General features: G+C 47.7%; 13 protein-coding genes. 3 read left to right on the top strand and 10 right to left on the bottom strand.

Annotated features, from left to right (window positions below):
- Positions 1 to 161 precede the first annotated feature (161 nt).
- From EL84_RS08880 to EL84_RS30770, 3 genes are read left to right on the top strand one after another with little or no spacing between them, the layout of a single operon-like run.
- Complete coding sequence (locus tag EL84_RS08880; protein ID WP_047841425.1) at positions 162 to 1,268, top strand: GerAB/ArcD/ProY family transporter; 1,107 nt, start codon at positions 162 to 164, stop codon at positions 1,266 to 1,268.
- Complete coding sequence (locus tag EL84_RS08875) at positions 1,249 to 2,718, top strand: spore germination protein (protein WP_047841424.1); 1,470 nt, start codon at positions 1,249 to 1,251, stop codon at positions 2,716 to 2,718. Before EL84_RS08880 ends, EL84_RS08875 begins: the two co-directional genes overlap by 20 nt.
- The gene (locus EL84_RS30770) at positions 2,715 to 3,872 is read left to right on the top strand and encodes a Ger(x)C family spore germination protein (protein WP_053061433.1); all 1,158 of its coding nucleotides are present in this window, start codon (positions 2,715 to 2,717) and stop codon (positions 3,870 to 3,872) included. The genes EL84_RS08875 and EL84_RS30770 overlap by 4 nt, the downstream gene beginning before the upstream one ends.
- Before the next feature lie 86 nt (positions 3,873 to 3,958).
- On the opposite strand, the gene EL84_RS08865 is transcribed toward EL84_RS30770, so the two are convergent.
- The 10 genes from EL84_RS08865 to EL84_RS08820 form a co-directional block, all read right to left on the bottom strand.
- Positions 3,959 to 4,375: a sensory rhodopsin transducer gene (locus EL84_RS08865; RefSeq protein ID WP_235431507.1), complete on the bottom strand. Its 417-nt coding sequence runs from the start codon at positions 4,373 to 4,375 to the stop codon at positions 3,959 to 3,961.
- 304 nt (positions 4,376 to 4,679) lie between these two features.
- Positions 4,680 to 5,888: a rhamnogalacturonan acetylesterase gene (locus EL84_RS08860; protein WP_047841534.1), complete on the bottom strand. Its 1,209-nt coding sequence runs from the start codon at positions 5,886 to 5,888 to the stop codon at positions 4,680 to 4,682.
- A 105-nt stretch (positions 5,889 to 5,993) separates the two neighbouring features.
- The gene (locus EL84_RS08855; protein ID WP_017690747.1) at positions 5,994 to 6,833 is read right to left on the bottom strand and encodes a carbohydrate ABC transporter permease; all 840 of its coding nucleotides are present in this window, start codon (positions 6,831 to 6,833) and stop codon (positions 5,994 to 5,996) included.
- A gap of 2 nt (positions 6,834 to 6,835) precedes the next feature.
- Complete coding sequence (locus EL84_RS08850) at positions 6,836 to 7,738, bottom strand: carbohydrate ABC transporter permease (RefSeq protein ID WP_047841423.1); 903 nt, start codon at positions 7,736 to 7,738, stop codon at positions 6,836 to 6,838.
- A gap of 138 nt (positions 7,739 to 7,876) precedes the next feature.
- The gene (locus EL84_RS08845; RefSeq protein ID WP_047841422.1) at positions 7,877 to 9,160 is read right to left on the bottom strand and encodes an ABC transporter substrate-binding protein; all 1,284 of its coding nucleotides are present in this window, start codon (positions 9,158 to 9,160) and stop codon (positions 7,877 to 7,879) included.
- A 221-nt stretch (positions 9,161 to 9,381) separates the two neighbouring features.
- Positions 9,382 to 10,935 carry a response regulator transcription factor gene (locus EL84_RS08840; RefSeq protein WP_047841421.1) on the bottom strand — a complete coding sequence of 518 codons (1,554 nt, stop codon included), beginning with the start codon at positions 10,933 to 10,935 and terminating at the stop codon, positions 9,382 to 9,384.
- Positions 10,910 to 12,697: a histidine kinase gene (locus EL84_RS08835; protein WP_047841420.1), complete on the bottom strand. Its 1,788-nt coding sequence runs from the start codon at positions 12,695 to 12,697 to the stop codon at positions 10,910 to 10,912. The genes EL84_RS08840 and EL84_RS08835 overlap by 26 nt, the downstream gene beginning before the upstream one ends.
- A gap of 250 nt (positions 12,698 to 12,947) precedes the next feature.
- Positions 12,948 to 14,270, bottom strand: coding sequence for a stalk domain-containing protein (locus EL84_RS08830; RefSeq protein ID WP_047841419.1), 1,323 nt, complete (start codon positions 14,268 to 14,270; stop codon positions 12,948 to 12,950).
- Positions 14,271 to 14,657: 387 nt separating this feature from the next.
- Positions 14,658 to 14,948, bottom strand: a complete 291-nt coding sequence (locus EL84_RS08825; protein WP_047841418.1) for a hypothetical protein — start codon at positions 14,946 to 14,948, stop codon at positions 14,658 to 14,660.
- A gap of 24 nt (positions 14,949 to 14,972) precedes the next feature.
- Positions 14,973 to 15,836 carry an inositol monophosphatase family protein gene (locus tag EL84_RS08820; RefSeq protein WP_197997992.1) on the bottom strand — a complete coding sequence of 288 codons (864 nt, stop codon included), beginning with the start codon at positions 15,834 to 15,836 and terminating at the stop codon, positions 14,973 to 14,975.
- Between the last annotated feature and the right edge of the window lie 82 nt (positions 15,837 to 15,918).

Below are 15,918 nucleotides of genomic sequence, written 5' to 3'. Positions count from 1 at the left end.
ATCCTCCTCAACCCCCCCATTTTGACTGGAGAGCGGCTCGGGAAACGAGGCTAGAGGTAAGAGAAGCTATAGGTATTCGTTATTTCGACTGACGGTATGAAGCGCTCCAATCACGTTAACACTGCTGAGGACAGTCTATTGGGAAAAGGGGACCCCTCAGCATGAAACGAACACAACCTTCTTTTTTACAAGCTATGATGTTGATCATGTTGTCCGTTGGCTTGATCAGCCATGTTCTGATTATTCCTGCCCTTTTGGCTGCGGCCAAAAGGGATTCTTGGATTTCCGTCCTGCTATCAGCCGGACCATTTCTGATTTTTGCGCTAATGCTCGCCTATGTCTCTCGTTTCCTCCAGCATCAAACCCTGCATGAATGGTTAACATCCCGTCTCGGCAAGCCTATCGGCCTGTTCTTTCGAGTGGGTAACAGTCTCTTTTTTCTGAGCGCAATCTATTTCACCCTGCACGATACCACGACTTGGGCCAAAACAAATTACCTGACAGAAACGCCAATTCTGGTAACCAGTATTGCCCTCATGTCTCTCTGTGCCTACGGGGCATATAAAGGCATCCGCACACTGGCATTTACGGCAGGATTGATCCTTCCACTGGTGGTACTGCTGGGCTTCTATGTTGCCATTGTGAACACTCAATACAAGGATTACAGTCGTCTACTGCCTGTGTTAGAACATGGCTGGCATCCGGTGCTGAATGGCATGATTTACAGTCTTGCAGGCATGTTTGAACTGCTGTTCATCTGGTATATCCAGCCTCACCTCACCAAACGTATACGTGTATGGCAGTATCTGATGCTCGCACTCATTCTTGTGGGACTAACAGTTGGCCCACTCATCGGGGCTATTGTGGAATTTGATCCTTTTGAGGCTGCCAAAATGCGATATCCCGCCTTTGAAGAATGGCGAATCGCCTCCTTGGGCAAATACATCGCACAGACCGACTTCTTTTCCATCTACCAGTGGCTCGCAGGCTCGTTCACCCGGATTAGTCTCGCCATGTATATTGTAGTAGAAATATGGAATATTAAGAGCTCTACCAGAAGGCTTATCAGTTGTATCTCGTTAGGTGTCTTCTTTATTCTAACCATGTTGTATCCTCTGGATGATATGACCTTCGAAAAGCTTCTGGTCGAATACATATTTCCGTTCAATCTTGTGTATCTGAGCGGACTTGCGATTATCGCAACGACGGTTGCCTTTATCCATTCACGCCATCAGAGGAGGAAACATCATGGAGCATCAAGCGATTGACACCACGTCCCATGAGACACTGCTTGCCTCTTTGAAAGAGCAGTTCAATCCATGTGCAGATGTCGTTATTCAGACCTTTCCTGTCAAAGATGAATCTGATCAGCCCGTAATTCTGCTTTATTGCGACGGTCTGGTCGACGGTAAACAAATTAACCAATTTATTATTCCCCGTCTAGAAAAGCACTCTCTGATCATTGAGGAATCACATCCTAAAGAACTGGGATTAACCTTGAATCCGCTGGATGACCTCACAGATACTAACAAGCTTAATATGTTGATATTTAGTGGACAACTACTGATCATTTTCGGTAACGGTGTGCAGTCCTGCAGTGTGGATATTGCTGATATCCCTGGACGCAGTCCAGAAGAATCAGCCATTGAAACATCAGTTAAAGGCCCGCGCGACGGATTCACCGAAGAACTCACTACCAACGTAGCCCTTATACGCAAACGAATGAAAACATCTTCGATGTGTTATGAGAAATATGTCAAAGGCGGTCGTACCCAGACAGCCATTGGACTTCTATATGTAAAAGATATTATCAATCCAGACATTCTGAAAGAAGCTCGGCACAATCTGGATCAGATTGAGATCGACGGCATTCTGGGTACCTCAATCATGGAGCGAGCTGTCATGGGAGGGATTCGGAGTATCTTTCCACTCACAGATAATACCGAACGTCCTGATTTTGTCGTTGATTCCCTGTTAAACGGACGTTTTGCCGTTCTCATTGAAGGTTCTCCTGTAGCGGTCATCGCACCAACTACACTTTTCAATCAATTGAAGTCTCCGGAGGACGAAAGTACACCCTTTTTCATCGTTACTTTCGAACGAATTTTGCGTATATCCGGACTGCTGATTGCCTGTTTCTTCCCAGGATTTTATATCGGCCTGACCAGCTTCAATGTGGAACAGATTCCCCTGCCTCTTCTGGCAACGATTGCTGGCACTCGAATGGGCCTGCCCATGCCGGTGACGTTGGAAGCGTTCCTGATGATTTTTATGTTCGAGCTATTCAACGAAGCAGGGCGTAGGTTGCCACGTGCGTTGGGGCAAACGGTCAGCGTTGTCGGCGGGCTTATTATTGGGGATGCTGCCATTAGAGCCGGGATTACGTCCCCTACGATTATTGTCACGGTTGCGATCTCGGTCATCTCTAGTTATATTCTCGTGAATACTGTGTTAAGCGGGGCTACTGCCCATGTTCGGATCGGGATGTTACTCATCTCTTCCATTCTTGGGTTATTCGGTTTTATGATCGGACTATTGGCCCTGTTGGTGCATCTCGTATCCTTGGAGTGTTATGGCGTATCCTATCTGTCACCTGTATCTCCCTACATTCCCGGAGACTTCACTCAGGCCGTATCCATGCCACCTTCCATGAAAAGAACCAAGCGCCCAGAAGCACTTCATACACAGGATTCTACTCGCCGGAGGAAACGTCCGTGAAACGATGGGCATCCATAAGCGGCCTTCTTATAAGCTGCTTGATCCTGCTAACGGGGTGCTGGGATTCCAAAGAGGTGCAAAGTATAAACTTCATTACGGCGATAGGAATTGACTATGTAGACAACCAGTATATTGCTTATGCCCAACTGATTGACTTCTCCAGTATTGCAAAACAGGAAACGCCAACTTCCCGGGAGACAAGGGATATCTGGACTGGACGGGGCGAGGGTACAACACTGAACATGGCTATTAACGACTTGTATGAAACGTCACAGCAGCTAACGCTCTGGACTCATGTTAAAGCTATTGTTTTATCCAAAAGAGTCTTGGATGGTCGACTGGAGGATATCTTTAATACACTTCTTCATTCAGGCCAATTGAGATATACACCCTGGATCTACGCTACAGAGCATAACATTCCGGATGTACTCTCTCCCTCTGCATTGTTGAACCAATCCGCCCAGACCATTGAATTATTTGAGCCCATGAGACTATACAAACAGCATTCTGGTTACGAACCTATCCGGCTCCATCAGCTACTCGATGGACTACGGGAACCCGCTTCTGTCGTTCTTTTACCCTCGGTGTCAACGAGGAACGAGACTTGGTTCAACGGCGATAAAACGCCCCCCCTTGTTAGAATGGATGGATTTTATGTGATATCCAAAGGCACAAGTCAGGGTAGAGTTGCAGGAGCAGACGCAGATGGTACACGATACGTAAATTATGAGCGTGTACATCAGTACCCACTATATGTATATGCGAATGGTGGGAAAATTCCTGACTTAACTTTGATGCTTCATCATCCTAAGACGAGAATCACGGCGAGGAAGCAAGGTGATGGCGTAACATTTGATCTGGCGACTACGGTTAAAAGTGCCATCATTGAGGACCATGGAGCCCCGCGTACGCCTCATGCCATGGAACAAGAAGCGGAGAAACAGATCGAATCCCAAATCCGAGATACGTTTGAAAAAACCAAGGAACGCAAGATCGATTCATACGGTCTTGTGGAACACTTATATCGCCACAACCTTCCCTTATGGAAACAGGAAGTCTACAACCGGGCGGACCCACTCCAACGTTTTAAGCTTGGAAAAGTGGTGGTTCACGTGGATATCCTGAATGCGAGCACGTATAAATACAGTGAATAAATGAAGAAATAGAAGCCCCGTACCTGCATTGAATGCAAGGTTACGGGGCTTCTTACCATCTCCAGCTATGCTGTCGATTGGGGAAGTTATCTTAATGGATACGCCATGACACTCATCAAAGCCAATTCAGGCTGGGTCGTGTCCAAACGACTGTACTGGACGATAACGGGGATATTGCTCGAAACCGTAATCGCATAAGGCACGCCCGGCGGAATAGACTGCTCCCCGGATCGTAGCGATGCAGTCCGAATATGCTTCGTCCTTCTCGCTGGCACTTCGGCGACCATACCTTCGAGTGGTTCTTTGTCTTCAAAGTAAATCGTGATGTGCAGCTCCGCATCCGTGGCACTGGTGTTCAGTACACATATGCTCTCATGACTCTCCAATGTGCCCCGGCTCTCCGGGGGAATGTAACCATCCGGAATGACCCAGTAGGTGTGACCTGTAGCTGCTGAAACATTCTTACGGGCAGATGTGCCTGATTCTATCTGGTCAGGTGTCATTGAAATACCTCCTCCTTTTTTTTTGCGAGTGCAATATTAAGTTAAAAATCTGCGGGCTCGCGGGGCAGTCGCTTCGAAGGGCGGATCGGGCTACAGGCCGCTGTTGGCTCGGGATTTCTATTCATTCCCCCTCAGCAGGGGAAATCCCGCTCCAAAGGCGGACGCTTCGCTCCCTCTACCCGATTCCGCCCTCCTCCGCTGCTACGCTCGCTGTTTTTTAAAAGTTTATTGCCTTCGCTATTCGCTGGGCAACTTTTGCTAGCTCGCTATTTAATTAACTCGCTTAATTATTAAGGGCATGAACCTACCGCAGATACATCTGTAGCGGTTGCAATTGCAACTCGCGGATGGCTTTTGCCACCTGCTGGGCAAGGCGGCGGGCGCCTCGTTCCTGAAAATGCGTGTTATCCTCCACGCCTGATGGGAAGTTCACATACTCGCCTGGCAGTACCCACATAAAGTCTTCCTTAGTGCCTTCAACACCCGCTTGCTCGAACAGAAGACGGCTGCGCTCAGCCAGATCGATCAGCGGAACATCTTCCTCTTCCGCCAGCTCACGAACGGCGATGATATAATCGCCGTGCGTATCGGTCAATGTGCCATCATCCGCAAAATAGCGCCGATGCACCGGGGTTATGAGCACTGGACGAGCCTTGGCTTCGCGTGCAGCGTCGATATACTTTTTCAAATATTCCTTATATGTTGTGAATGGGTCCGTCCCACGTTCAGGGTCCGGCTTCTCATCGTTATGTCCAAATTGAATAAACAGAAAATCTTCAGGCTTGATTCGCTCCAGAATGGCGCTTAATCTGCCTTCATTAATAAAGCTGCGGGAACTGCGCCCTGACTGGGCGTGATTATCCACTGCCACATCATGTTTGAACTGTGCAGGCAACAGCTGGCCCCAACCACAATATGGATATCCACTTTCCGGCTGATCCGTTACGGTTGAATCCCCGGCAAGAAATACGGTCATGGTCTGATTCGCAAGAGTAATCTCCAAAGCATTAATTCTCGGTGCAGGACCGGAGAATGACAGACGAAGTCTGCCGCCGCGAACAACAACCGAGAACCTAACCTCTGCGTATTGTCCGGGAAGTGTGCGAATGGTTGGCAGTACAAGCCTGCCTTCACCAGCTTTCACGCGGGTCACTGTCTCAGCCAATTCATCCCCTGCAACAAGTAATACTTGGTAGGTTCCATCGGGAACATCCACGATGAACGATGCTTTGAGCGGAATACAGAAACCTGAACGCAATCGGGCAGACATGGTTGTCTGCCCCGGATTGTTATGATGTTGTTTCGTGGGATTCGACACATCGTCATCACGAATGCGTTGTTTCTCATACACCAGAGATCCTGCCTCGAATCCGTACCCTCCGCGTTCCTCATATGCGGTTGTTGCAGTTACTTTCAGATAATCCCCTGTCTCATCTGCTCTTCCCGAGTCTGGTCCAAAGTTAAACTTCCAGCTGGTCACGGACACTGCCTGGCCCTCTGCCGTTGCCTCCATGGCAACGGCCTGACTACCCTGAGCTTTATTCAAAAGCGATAACCTCCTTGGTTAACTTTCGTAAACGTTCATTCGGGCGAAGATACGAAGATACAGTAATCTGGCTTATCCTTTCAATCCGCTGGTGCTCATCCCTTGAACAATTTGTTTTTGGAAGATGAAGAACACAGCTACAACCGGAACCAGACTGACGATGGACATGGCGAACATTGCGCCCCAGTTGGAAGCAGATTCGCTATCGAGGAACATTTTCAGCGCCATCGACACGGTGTATTTATCAGGCGAGTTCAGGTACAATACCGGACCAAGCAGATCCTCCCATCTCCAGTAGAAGGAGAAGATGGCTGCAGTCGCCAGAGAAGACTTGATCAGCGGCATAATAATCTGGATATACAGTCTGAATTTGTTACATCCATCGATGGTTGCAGCCTCATCCAGCTCCTTCGGAATCGTTCGAATGAACTGTACCATCAGGAAGATGAAGAATGGCATTCCGAAGAATGTAGGTACAACGATTGGCAAGATAGTGTTCAACCAGCCGAGCTTCGTGAAAATGATGTACTGAGGAACCAATACCACGTCATGTGGCAGCATCAGCGTTAACATCATCAAGGAGAACCAGAATGTACGTCCCTTGAAGTTAAGTCTGGCAAAACCAAAAGCGATCAGCGATGATGATATTACGGCACCGATCGTGGAAATAACCACGATTACAAGTGAGTTGGTGATGTAATCCATAAACGGTCTTCCCGCTGTGCCTTTCCAGCCATCCACATAGTTGCTCCAGATCCACTCCGCAGGAAACAGGGTATCCGCTGTGACGAATATCGTACGGCTTTCCTTGAATGAACTGAAGAGCATCCATAGGACGGGATAGAGCATCAGGAGGGCAAGAGCTGCAACGAACAGGTGATAAATGGGCCATTTCACATTTCTCCAAACCATCGTTACTTCCCTCCTTCAGATTCGTAGAACACCCAGTACTTGGATGTCAGGAACACAGCTACCGTGAGTATACCGATCATGATGAGCATGATCCAGGCCATTGCCGAAGCATAACCCATGTTGTTAAACATAAACGCCTGACGGAACAGATACAGGGAGTACAACATCGTACCGTCCATTGGACCGCCTTCGCCTTTGGAGATAATATAGGCAGGTACAAACGTCATAAATGCACCAATCGTCTGCATAATCATATTGAACAGAACGATCGGGCTAAGCAGTGGCAAGGTGATGCTGAAAAATTTCCGTATAGGGTTCGCGCCATCCACACCTGCTGCCTCGTACATCTCAGTAGGGATATTTTTGAGACCAGCCAGGAAGATCAGCATGGACGAACCAAACTGCCACACAGACAGTGAGATAAGCATAACGAGAGACGCATTCGGGTCACCAAACCAGCTGATTGGCCCGATCCCTATTGCCGTTAGAGCACTGTTGATAACACCCTCATTACTGAAGAGGTTACGCCACATAATGGATACGGCCACACTACCACCGATAATGGATGGCAGGTAATACAGCGTCCGGTACGTTCCAATCATACGAGAGCCAGTGTTTAGGACCATCGCTACGAAGAGGGCAAAGATCAACCTTAACGGTACCCCAATGAATACATACAGAAACGTCACTTTGACCGAGTTCCAATATTTCGGGTCATCAAAAAACATTTTGGTGTAGTTATCAAGCCCAATCCACCGTGGAGAAGTGAACAAGTTATAACTCGTGAACGACATATATAAGGACACAAACATGGGGATGAGTGTGAAGCCCAGGAATCCAATAATAAACGGGCTTATAAACGCATATCCAGTTAAGTTTCTACGTAACGACGAATACTGCCTCAATGGAACGAACCTCCTTCATGGATCAGCTTGCTCCCTCATCCTGGCTTCGGTCATCTGGACGGGGAAAGGCCCTCGCATTTGCGAGTAGCCCCTTCCCGGCCATCCCTGAAGTGGGACGAGCAAGCCATCATTCAACTGTTATTTATTGTTCGCAAGTACAGATTCGGCGTTCTTGCGGAATGTCTCTGCTGCTTGTTCAGGTGTAATTTTGCCAAAGTTCAACTCTTCAACCACATCTGCCAGGGAAGAGATTACTTCAGGTGAACCAACCGGTGGCGGAGAACTCATTGGTGAAGCCTTAGGCTCCATGGCTGCTACGAATTCAAAGACCTGTTTTGTTGCGTCACTCAGCTCAGGTGCGATAGCTTCTTTGATTGCTCCTGAAATTGGCACACCGCGCTCACCTTTGATCAGTTTGTTGGCTTCCACATCATTCACCCAGAAATCGATGAATTTAGCCGCTTCTTCCTTCACTTTGGAGTTGGACGTCACACCCCAGTACATACTTGGCTGCATATATAGTCCTTTTTCCATATCTGGTCCTGGCATTGGAGCGATTTCGAGCGGACGGTTCGCTACCTGTTGCAAGGCTACGAACTGATTGGACCATTGCCATACGCCGATTCCTTTTTCCTTCACGAGATCCGATTCCTCAATAATACCTTTCGTTTGGTTGGCTACATCCGGCGTAGGTGCTGCGCCCTGCTCGATCATGCGGCGCATGAGTCCGAAGAACTCCACAAACAATTGGTCATCATCATAGCCAAGACCTGTTCCTTCCGCATTGTAAAGCGACAATCCTTTGGTACGCAGGAAGTAGTGGAAGAAAATATCCGGAGCTATCCCTCCATCCAAATACAGACCTTTCTCTGCGGTTTGTTTACCCAGTGCTTCGTACGATTCCCAAGTCATATTGTCAGGGATTGCATCCACGCCTGCTTTTTTAAGCAATGCCGGATCATATTGGAAGCCCAGAACGTTAACACCGGCAGGTACACCGTATTGTTTACCGTTAATTACACCTGTGCTGATAACATTCTCGGACACATCGTCCACTTTGATCTGGTTGCCCAGATAAGGCGCTAGATCCTCAAGCTGACCATTCTGTGCATATTGGCTGATGTAGGAAATATCCATCTGAACGATGTCAGGCAACTGATTTGCCGCTGCTTGTGGTGCGAGCTTTTTCCAGTAGTCATCAAATGAAGCATATTCCACGTCGATTTTGACATTCGGGTTTTTCGATTTGTACAGGTCGATGACCTTCTGTGTATATTCATGCCTTGCATCCGAGCCCCACCAAGCGATCCGCAGGGTAACTGAGTCATCTCCAGATGCTCCTTCAGTTCCTCCACCTGAGCTACATGCCGCTGTAAACACGAGCAAAGCAGCCATCATCAGGAATATTGCCTTTTTCACCATGCCAATCTCCCCTTTTATGTTGATATGGTTGTATGAAAGAGTTATCTTCTCGTTTCTGATAACGCTTTCACAAACTTGTTAATGTCATTTTCGCAAATGTACGACCATAGTTGAATACACAAAACCGTCTTGTTGGTTCAAAAAACAGAGGAGGACAACAGTCCCCCTCTCGGCGCTGTTCGTCCTCCCCAGACATGAATCACATGATTGGTAGTCCATTGTTATATGCCGATCCTGCGGAATTCCGTAGGTGTCATCCCGGTCCACTTTTTGAACACCTGACTGAAATATTGTGAATTCCCGCCGAATCCGAACAATTCAGCAAGCTCAAACACTTTCACATCTCCGCCTCTGCGAATATGGTCACATGCACGTTCAATGCGCAGACGATTCACGTAATTGGAGAAATTCTCGCCTGTGACTTTTTTGAAAATCTTGCCCAGGTAATCCGGATTCATATACAGCATCTGATGGGCAACTCCATTGAGAGAGAGATCCGCCTCTCCATAATGACGATCCACGATATCCATCATCTTCTCCACGGCAGAAGACTGGCGACTGATATGGTTTTTGTAATAACCGGAAGTTAATCGGGCTGTACTGCTTGCAACAAAAGACTTCAAACCAGATAACGTATCGATATGCGGCAGTTCTGCCATACGCTGGGTGAATTCCGTTGCCTCCTCAGGTGGACAGACATGCACCATCGCCGAGTAGAGCTGCACTACATAAGAGCGAGTCACCTCGATTTCCAGCTGCTGACGTGATAATAGATCAAACAGACGCTCCACCTCTACCGCCGTTTCCTCGGTATTGCCCGATTTGATCAACTGACACAGTTGCTCGGCATCCTGTTCTACATGCAATCCGTCGCATTCTCCGGCCAGTACCAGATCATTCTTCGTAATCAGCTTGCCTTCACCGATAAAGAAGCGATGGTTCAGATACTGCAACGCCTCACGAAACAACCGCCGGGACTGAATCATTCGATCTGCTTCACTCAGCGCAGCGGTCACTTCCAATTTATATAGTCTGGTGAATGCAGCCCTAACCTCTTCAATACTTTCTTTCAGTCCGGCCGGATCAGCTGAATCCGCGAGCAGAATGAGGAGTTTGCCTTCAATGGTTGTGCTTAACAGGACATGTGGGAGCAGGTCACTGGCAATGTTTTTGATCGCAAATAAGTGACTGTAATCATGTTCATCTACAATTCGGAACAGCAGTAACCGAACTGCGTTCTCTTCAAGCTCCAGATCAAACAGCTCCTGATAATACTCCAGATCAACCGGCCCATAGGTGCGGTTGGTCATGAACTCCAGCAGAAATTGCTCCTTCACATGTGGAAGGACACGCTGCAATCGCTGTTTCATCTCACCAGCAACATGCTCCTTCACCTGGGCATCCTGATGTTCCTGCAACAGTTCAGTTAACGCATCATGGATCTGATTCTCGTTGCAGGGCTTGAGCAAATAATGCTTCACACCATATTGCATCGCTCTGCGAGCATATTCGAACTCCTTGTAGCCGGATAACATAATGAAACGTACTCCAGGGTATGCTTCAGATGCCTTCTCTATGAGTCCAAGACCATCCAGACCTGGCATGGAAATATCCGTAATGATAATATCGGGTCTCGACTGCCCAATTTTGTCCAATGCTTCAATCCCGTTCCTCGCCGTACCCACCAATTCCGTACCTGCTGCGGCCCAATCGACCACTTGAGAAATTCCCTCCAGAATGACACGTTCATCATCTACGAGCATCACTTTGTACATCGTCATCGTCCTCTCTGATCCAAGGTATGCTGATCGATACTACAGTTCCTGATCCGGGCTTGCTGCTCATCACCATTCCACCTTCATCGCCGAAGGTCAGTCTGATTCGTTCCTGGATGTTAGATAACCCAATGCCCTGTCCTCTTGTCTGAATACGTCCTTCGTGTAGTTGTTCCAGGAATTCCGGTGTCATCCCCGGACCGTCGTCCTCGACTTCAATAATCACCTTATCTCCCTCTGCTCTCGCCCGGATCCGAATCCGGCAAGGGTCAATGCTTGGTTCGAGTGCATAATGTATGGCGTTCTCCACTAACGGCTGTAATGTTAACTTCGGTATCCGCGCCGTTCCTACCTCTGGGGCAATCTCCATATCGAAGTCCAGTCTTTCCTCAAAACGCGTGCGCTGAATCGTCACGTAACTGCGGACAATGTCCAGCTCTCTTTCCAGCGTGATCCACTTCTCGGACATGTTCACAGAGCTACGCAGCAGAAATCCGAGAGCCTCAACCATTTCCGAGATCTGTCGTTGCTTCTGTACTTTAGCCAGCCAGTTAATCGATTCCAGCGTGTTGTATAAAAAATGTGGATTAATCTGCGCCTGAAGCGCTTTCAACTCCGTCTCACGAATCACCAGTTGCTTCGCATAATTCTCATCAATCAATTCACGTATCCGTTGAAGCATCATCTTGAATGTCCGATGCAGCAGCCCAACCTCATTCTGTGGAGATATCGGAACATTGCCGAGAGCAGCCTCCTCCAGCTTATCCAAATCACCTTTTTCGATATTACGCATCTTTTTGATCAACTGTGCAATCGGATGGGTAATACTGCGAGAGAATCTCGCTCCAATGATAAGCGCCGCCAGAAAGATCATGATGAAGATCACCGTGACCAACTGTTTGACAAACTGGATCTTTTTAAACATCTGGTCAAACGGGGTTGTGTACAAATAGGTCCAATCCGTATAGGAAGAATGAGCACGAGCTACAAAGTGTCTCCCCTGCTCCAACATGGCAATCCCATAGGGCTGGGTGCGCTTCAGTTCAGACTCAATCTCGGCTTCACTGACGGCTGATTCTGTTGGATAGATCACTTCTTTTCCATCCGTAATGAGTAATTGGGAGTCCTCAGCCGGTTCTTGCATCTGGTCCTGTACAATTCGGTCCAGCCGGACGCGGATGATCAGTGTGCCGAGGTCCTCCAATGTAAATGCTCCGCCAATAAAGGATTTCACCTGTCGGACCGACAAGAGTCGGGACTGTTTATCCCCACTGGTATGCCATGCATTGGAGCCCGAGTATTGCTGTCCCAGTGCAACCAGTTCCTTTTGCTTCGACTCCGAAATTCCCTCCCGATTGCCTGCGGCCATAACGTTATTATCATTATCGATAAATAACATGGAATAGACGTATTTTTCGGAACCGGCATAAGCGACTAACCTGTTGGTAATTTTTTTACGTAATCCATTTTTCTCGTAACCCGTTTCGGCCTTTTTCAGTTGGAGCAGATATTGCTGAAGCGGCTCGTCCGACATCACCTTGAAGGAGAGATTGGAAATTTCACGAAGTTGATTCTCAATACCTACCGAAGACATATTGAGGACCTGCGAGGATTTCTCATAGATCTGGCGGTCATAGATACTGAACACATATCGGAGTACGGACGCATAAAACGTAAAGCTGATCAACATCAAAAGTCCGATGAGAAGGATCGTTTTGTGATGAATCGGCAGTGTTGTGAAAGCGTTCTTAATTTTGTTCATCCTAAGCGCTCCTTTGGCTTGCGAGGGGTGCCTGTCATACTATGCATTAGTGGTTTTATTGTAAGTTATTTTCATATTTACACATCCATTGGTCATCTGACAAGATATATTTATGCAACATTTTAGGTCATTAGAGAAGGTATACATCTGTGTCAGCAACTCAAAAAGAACACAAAACAGCCAGAATACCTTGAACAGATCAAGGTATTCTGGCCGTTGAATAACATCATGTTAAAGCATGAAATACAATTTACGGATTCACAAAAACAGTTTTCAGCTTCGCTACATACTGCACATCAAAGCCAAGACCCTCAGCCACCATGGCAAGTGGTACATATGTTTTGGACTCTTTGCCTACCTTATTCAGGAATGCAGGTGTATCCACAGTAACCGATGCTCCATTTACCTTCACAGCATTGGCACCAATCTTCACAGCAACTTTCCGGTCTCCATATGTAATGGTTGCGGTTGAAGTTTTGTTATCCCACACCGTAGTAGCCCCGACAGCGTTTACGATGTCTTGAATCGCCACAAAGTTTTTGCCGTTACGGATAATCGGTTTGTACGGTGTATTTAGTGTTTTGCCACTCACGATAATATTCATTGGTTCACCTGTGGCAGGTGCAGTCAGTTTGGTGTAATCTCCCCAGATCGTTTTGGCAAATACTTCGGCAATGGCCGCATATCCAAATTGGTTCGGGTGGAAATCACGATCTTTGATCATATGTGTCATCGTGCCTTCACCACCAACAAACTCCTTGGCCACGTGTGCGACTTTGACATCGGTACCTTGAGCAGTGAATTGTGCTGCAATGCCATCAATGGTCTGTGTGAAACCTTGGGATGCCTCCATCAGTTTGGCGTAGAGTGCCTTGCCTGCTACTTCTGGCATCGGTTGATACTGGTCAGCGATGACAATTGTAGCTGTCGGATTAATTTCATGGATATCATTAATCGTTGCACTAACATTGGCTGTATATGTTGCGAGTAATTCTTTTACCTTGGCTTGCAGATCCTGATCACTCAGTTTGTCTGCTGTACCGAGAAGCTCAGATACATCATTTCCCCCAATGGTAATTGCAACCAGATTGGCCTGTGCTACACTCTCACGGATTGCAGCAGTATTGGCTCCGATCTGTCCCGCTCTTGGATCAGGAAGACTTGGTTGAATGGCTTCAGAAGTCAGCGTTTTGCCATCCTTAATTGCATTAGTGAAGTTTTTCAGGCCACTGGTTTTCAATCCGGCAATCCCGTAGTTGTCCACCTGTGTACGTCCATGCAGCAAACCTTGCTCCTGGAGACGTTCTACATAACCATAAGGCAATTCTTTTGTGTTGGGCTCATAACCTACCGTTATGGAATCTCCCAATGTGACGATGCGGAACTCCTTAGTTACGGCTACTGCATCTTTCTTCGCAGTCAGCGAAGTCTCGTTTGTACCCGCTGGCAATACACCGGTTTTGGTGTCAGCCGCGTGTGCAGGCAGTGCAGAAGATGTGAAGAGCAGCATTCCTGCCAACATGCTTACCGTTAAACCGGCAGCTGTATTTTCCCATATACGTTTACGCTTCATTCAGGTAGCACTCCTTCTCGCAAATCTATAATTACACTAAATGTACGTGTTCAAAAAGGTCGGTTTTCAGTACCGAGAAGATGGGATGAAGCTAGAAATGGAGTAGCGGAGCGTAGGAAAACTACGTGAGCAACGGACATTTCGGCTGAATTCCATATTCGATGCTGATGATGCCGTTAGGCATCCTTCGTAATCAAAAGCGGACTTTTTGAACAACCTCACTAATATATAGTACATTGGTCATTCCAATGACATAGGTTGGTGTTACTCTATTCTATCATTTTAAAGTAGGCATTGTCCTCTCTGCTGAGAGCACACATGAAATAACAGACTCCCTGAAGGGGAGTCTGTTACTGGTTAAGCTCAGCTATGACGTTCAGTGATTAGTTAAGATTGCGGCTTATTCGAGTCTTCAGCAATCGAATGACCCTTGTCACTCTCCGGTTTGTTCCCGGTAGCTCGCTCCAGATACCGATCATAACGATCATCCACTTCGCGTGCCATCTTCCGGTACTTTAACGTTTCCTCGACAATTGGATCACGTTCCGTCTGGATTCGCACTTCATACTTGGGAGGAATCAGCTGGCGTTCACGCTGATTGGTGTCGCCGGACTCTTCCATGTCCCCTTCCGTCAGCATATCACTGAGCCGTCGTTCCAGTTCTTTGGATTCATCCATTGTTTTCGCTCCTTATAATGAATTTCATTCCAAGCCGGTAGCCTTCGCTTCCTTCAACACATCCGTCAGTGCATCATGGATTTTGCCATTGCTGGCAACAACATGGTTTACAGACAGTTGGTAAGGCGTTCCGATGGTATCGGTCACCTTGCCACCTGATTCTTCAACCAGCAGCGCACCTGCGGCAATATCCCACGGTTTCAATCCAACTTCGGTGTAGGCGCTGAGACGTCCTGCGGCAACATACGCCAGATGAAGGGCGGCAGATCCGCCTGCACGCAAGTTACGAACTTGCGGAGCAAGCGCCTGCACAGCGGCCATATTCAGTGGCAACGCAAAGGTTGTGTCTGCCGGGAATCCAACCGCAATCAGGCTCTGAGCCAGTTCCTGTTCACCAGATACAAGCATCCGGTTTCCGTGAACATATGCTCCTTTCCCTTTTTCCGCAACAAACATCTCATCACGGGAAGGGTCGTAGATCACGCCGACAATGACTTCACCATTGTGAGCCAATGCGATGGACACCGAATAAAACGGAAATCCGTGTACAAAGTTCGTCGTTCCATCCACAGGATCAACAATCCACAGGAACTCTTCTTCCTCGGCCTCTTTCAGTGCTTTTGCCGAAGCCTCCGGTCCCGGTTCGACGCCTTCTTCACCCAGAATGGCATGGTGGGGAAAATGCGTAAGAATCAGGCGGCGGATCATCTGCTCCGCTCCTTTATCCACTTCGGTCACCAGGTCTTGGGGTGAATATTTGGTGCCAAGTTCAGCTACCGTCCCAAGACGGCTTTTGATCCATTCGCCAGCTTTGGAAGCTGCATTAATGGCAACGGCAGTATAGCTTTTGCTTGTCACGACATAAGGTGTCTTTTCCTTCTCATTCAAAGCGTTCACTCTACTTTCTATATCAATCTACGAAAAGTTGAAATACTTGTTAAAAGTATACGCCCCACAGGTCGTAAAGTTT

Source organism: Paenibacillus sp. VT-400, from assembly GCF_001029205.1.
In the GTDB taxonomy this organism is placed as follows: Bacteria; Bacillota; Bacilli; order Paenibacillales; family Paenibacillaceae; genus Paenibacillus; species Paenibacillus amylolyticus.
This window is presented reverse-complemented; position numbering and strand designations above follow the sequence as displayed.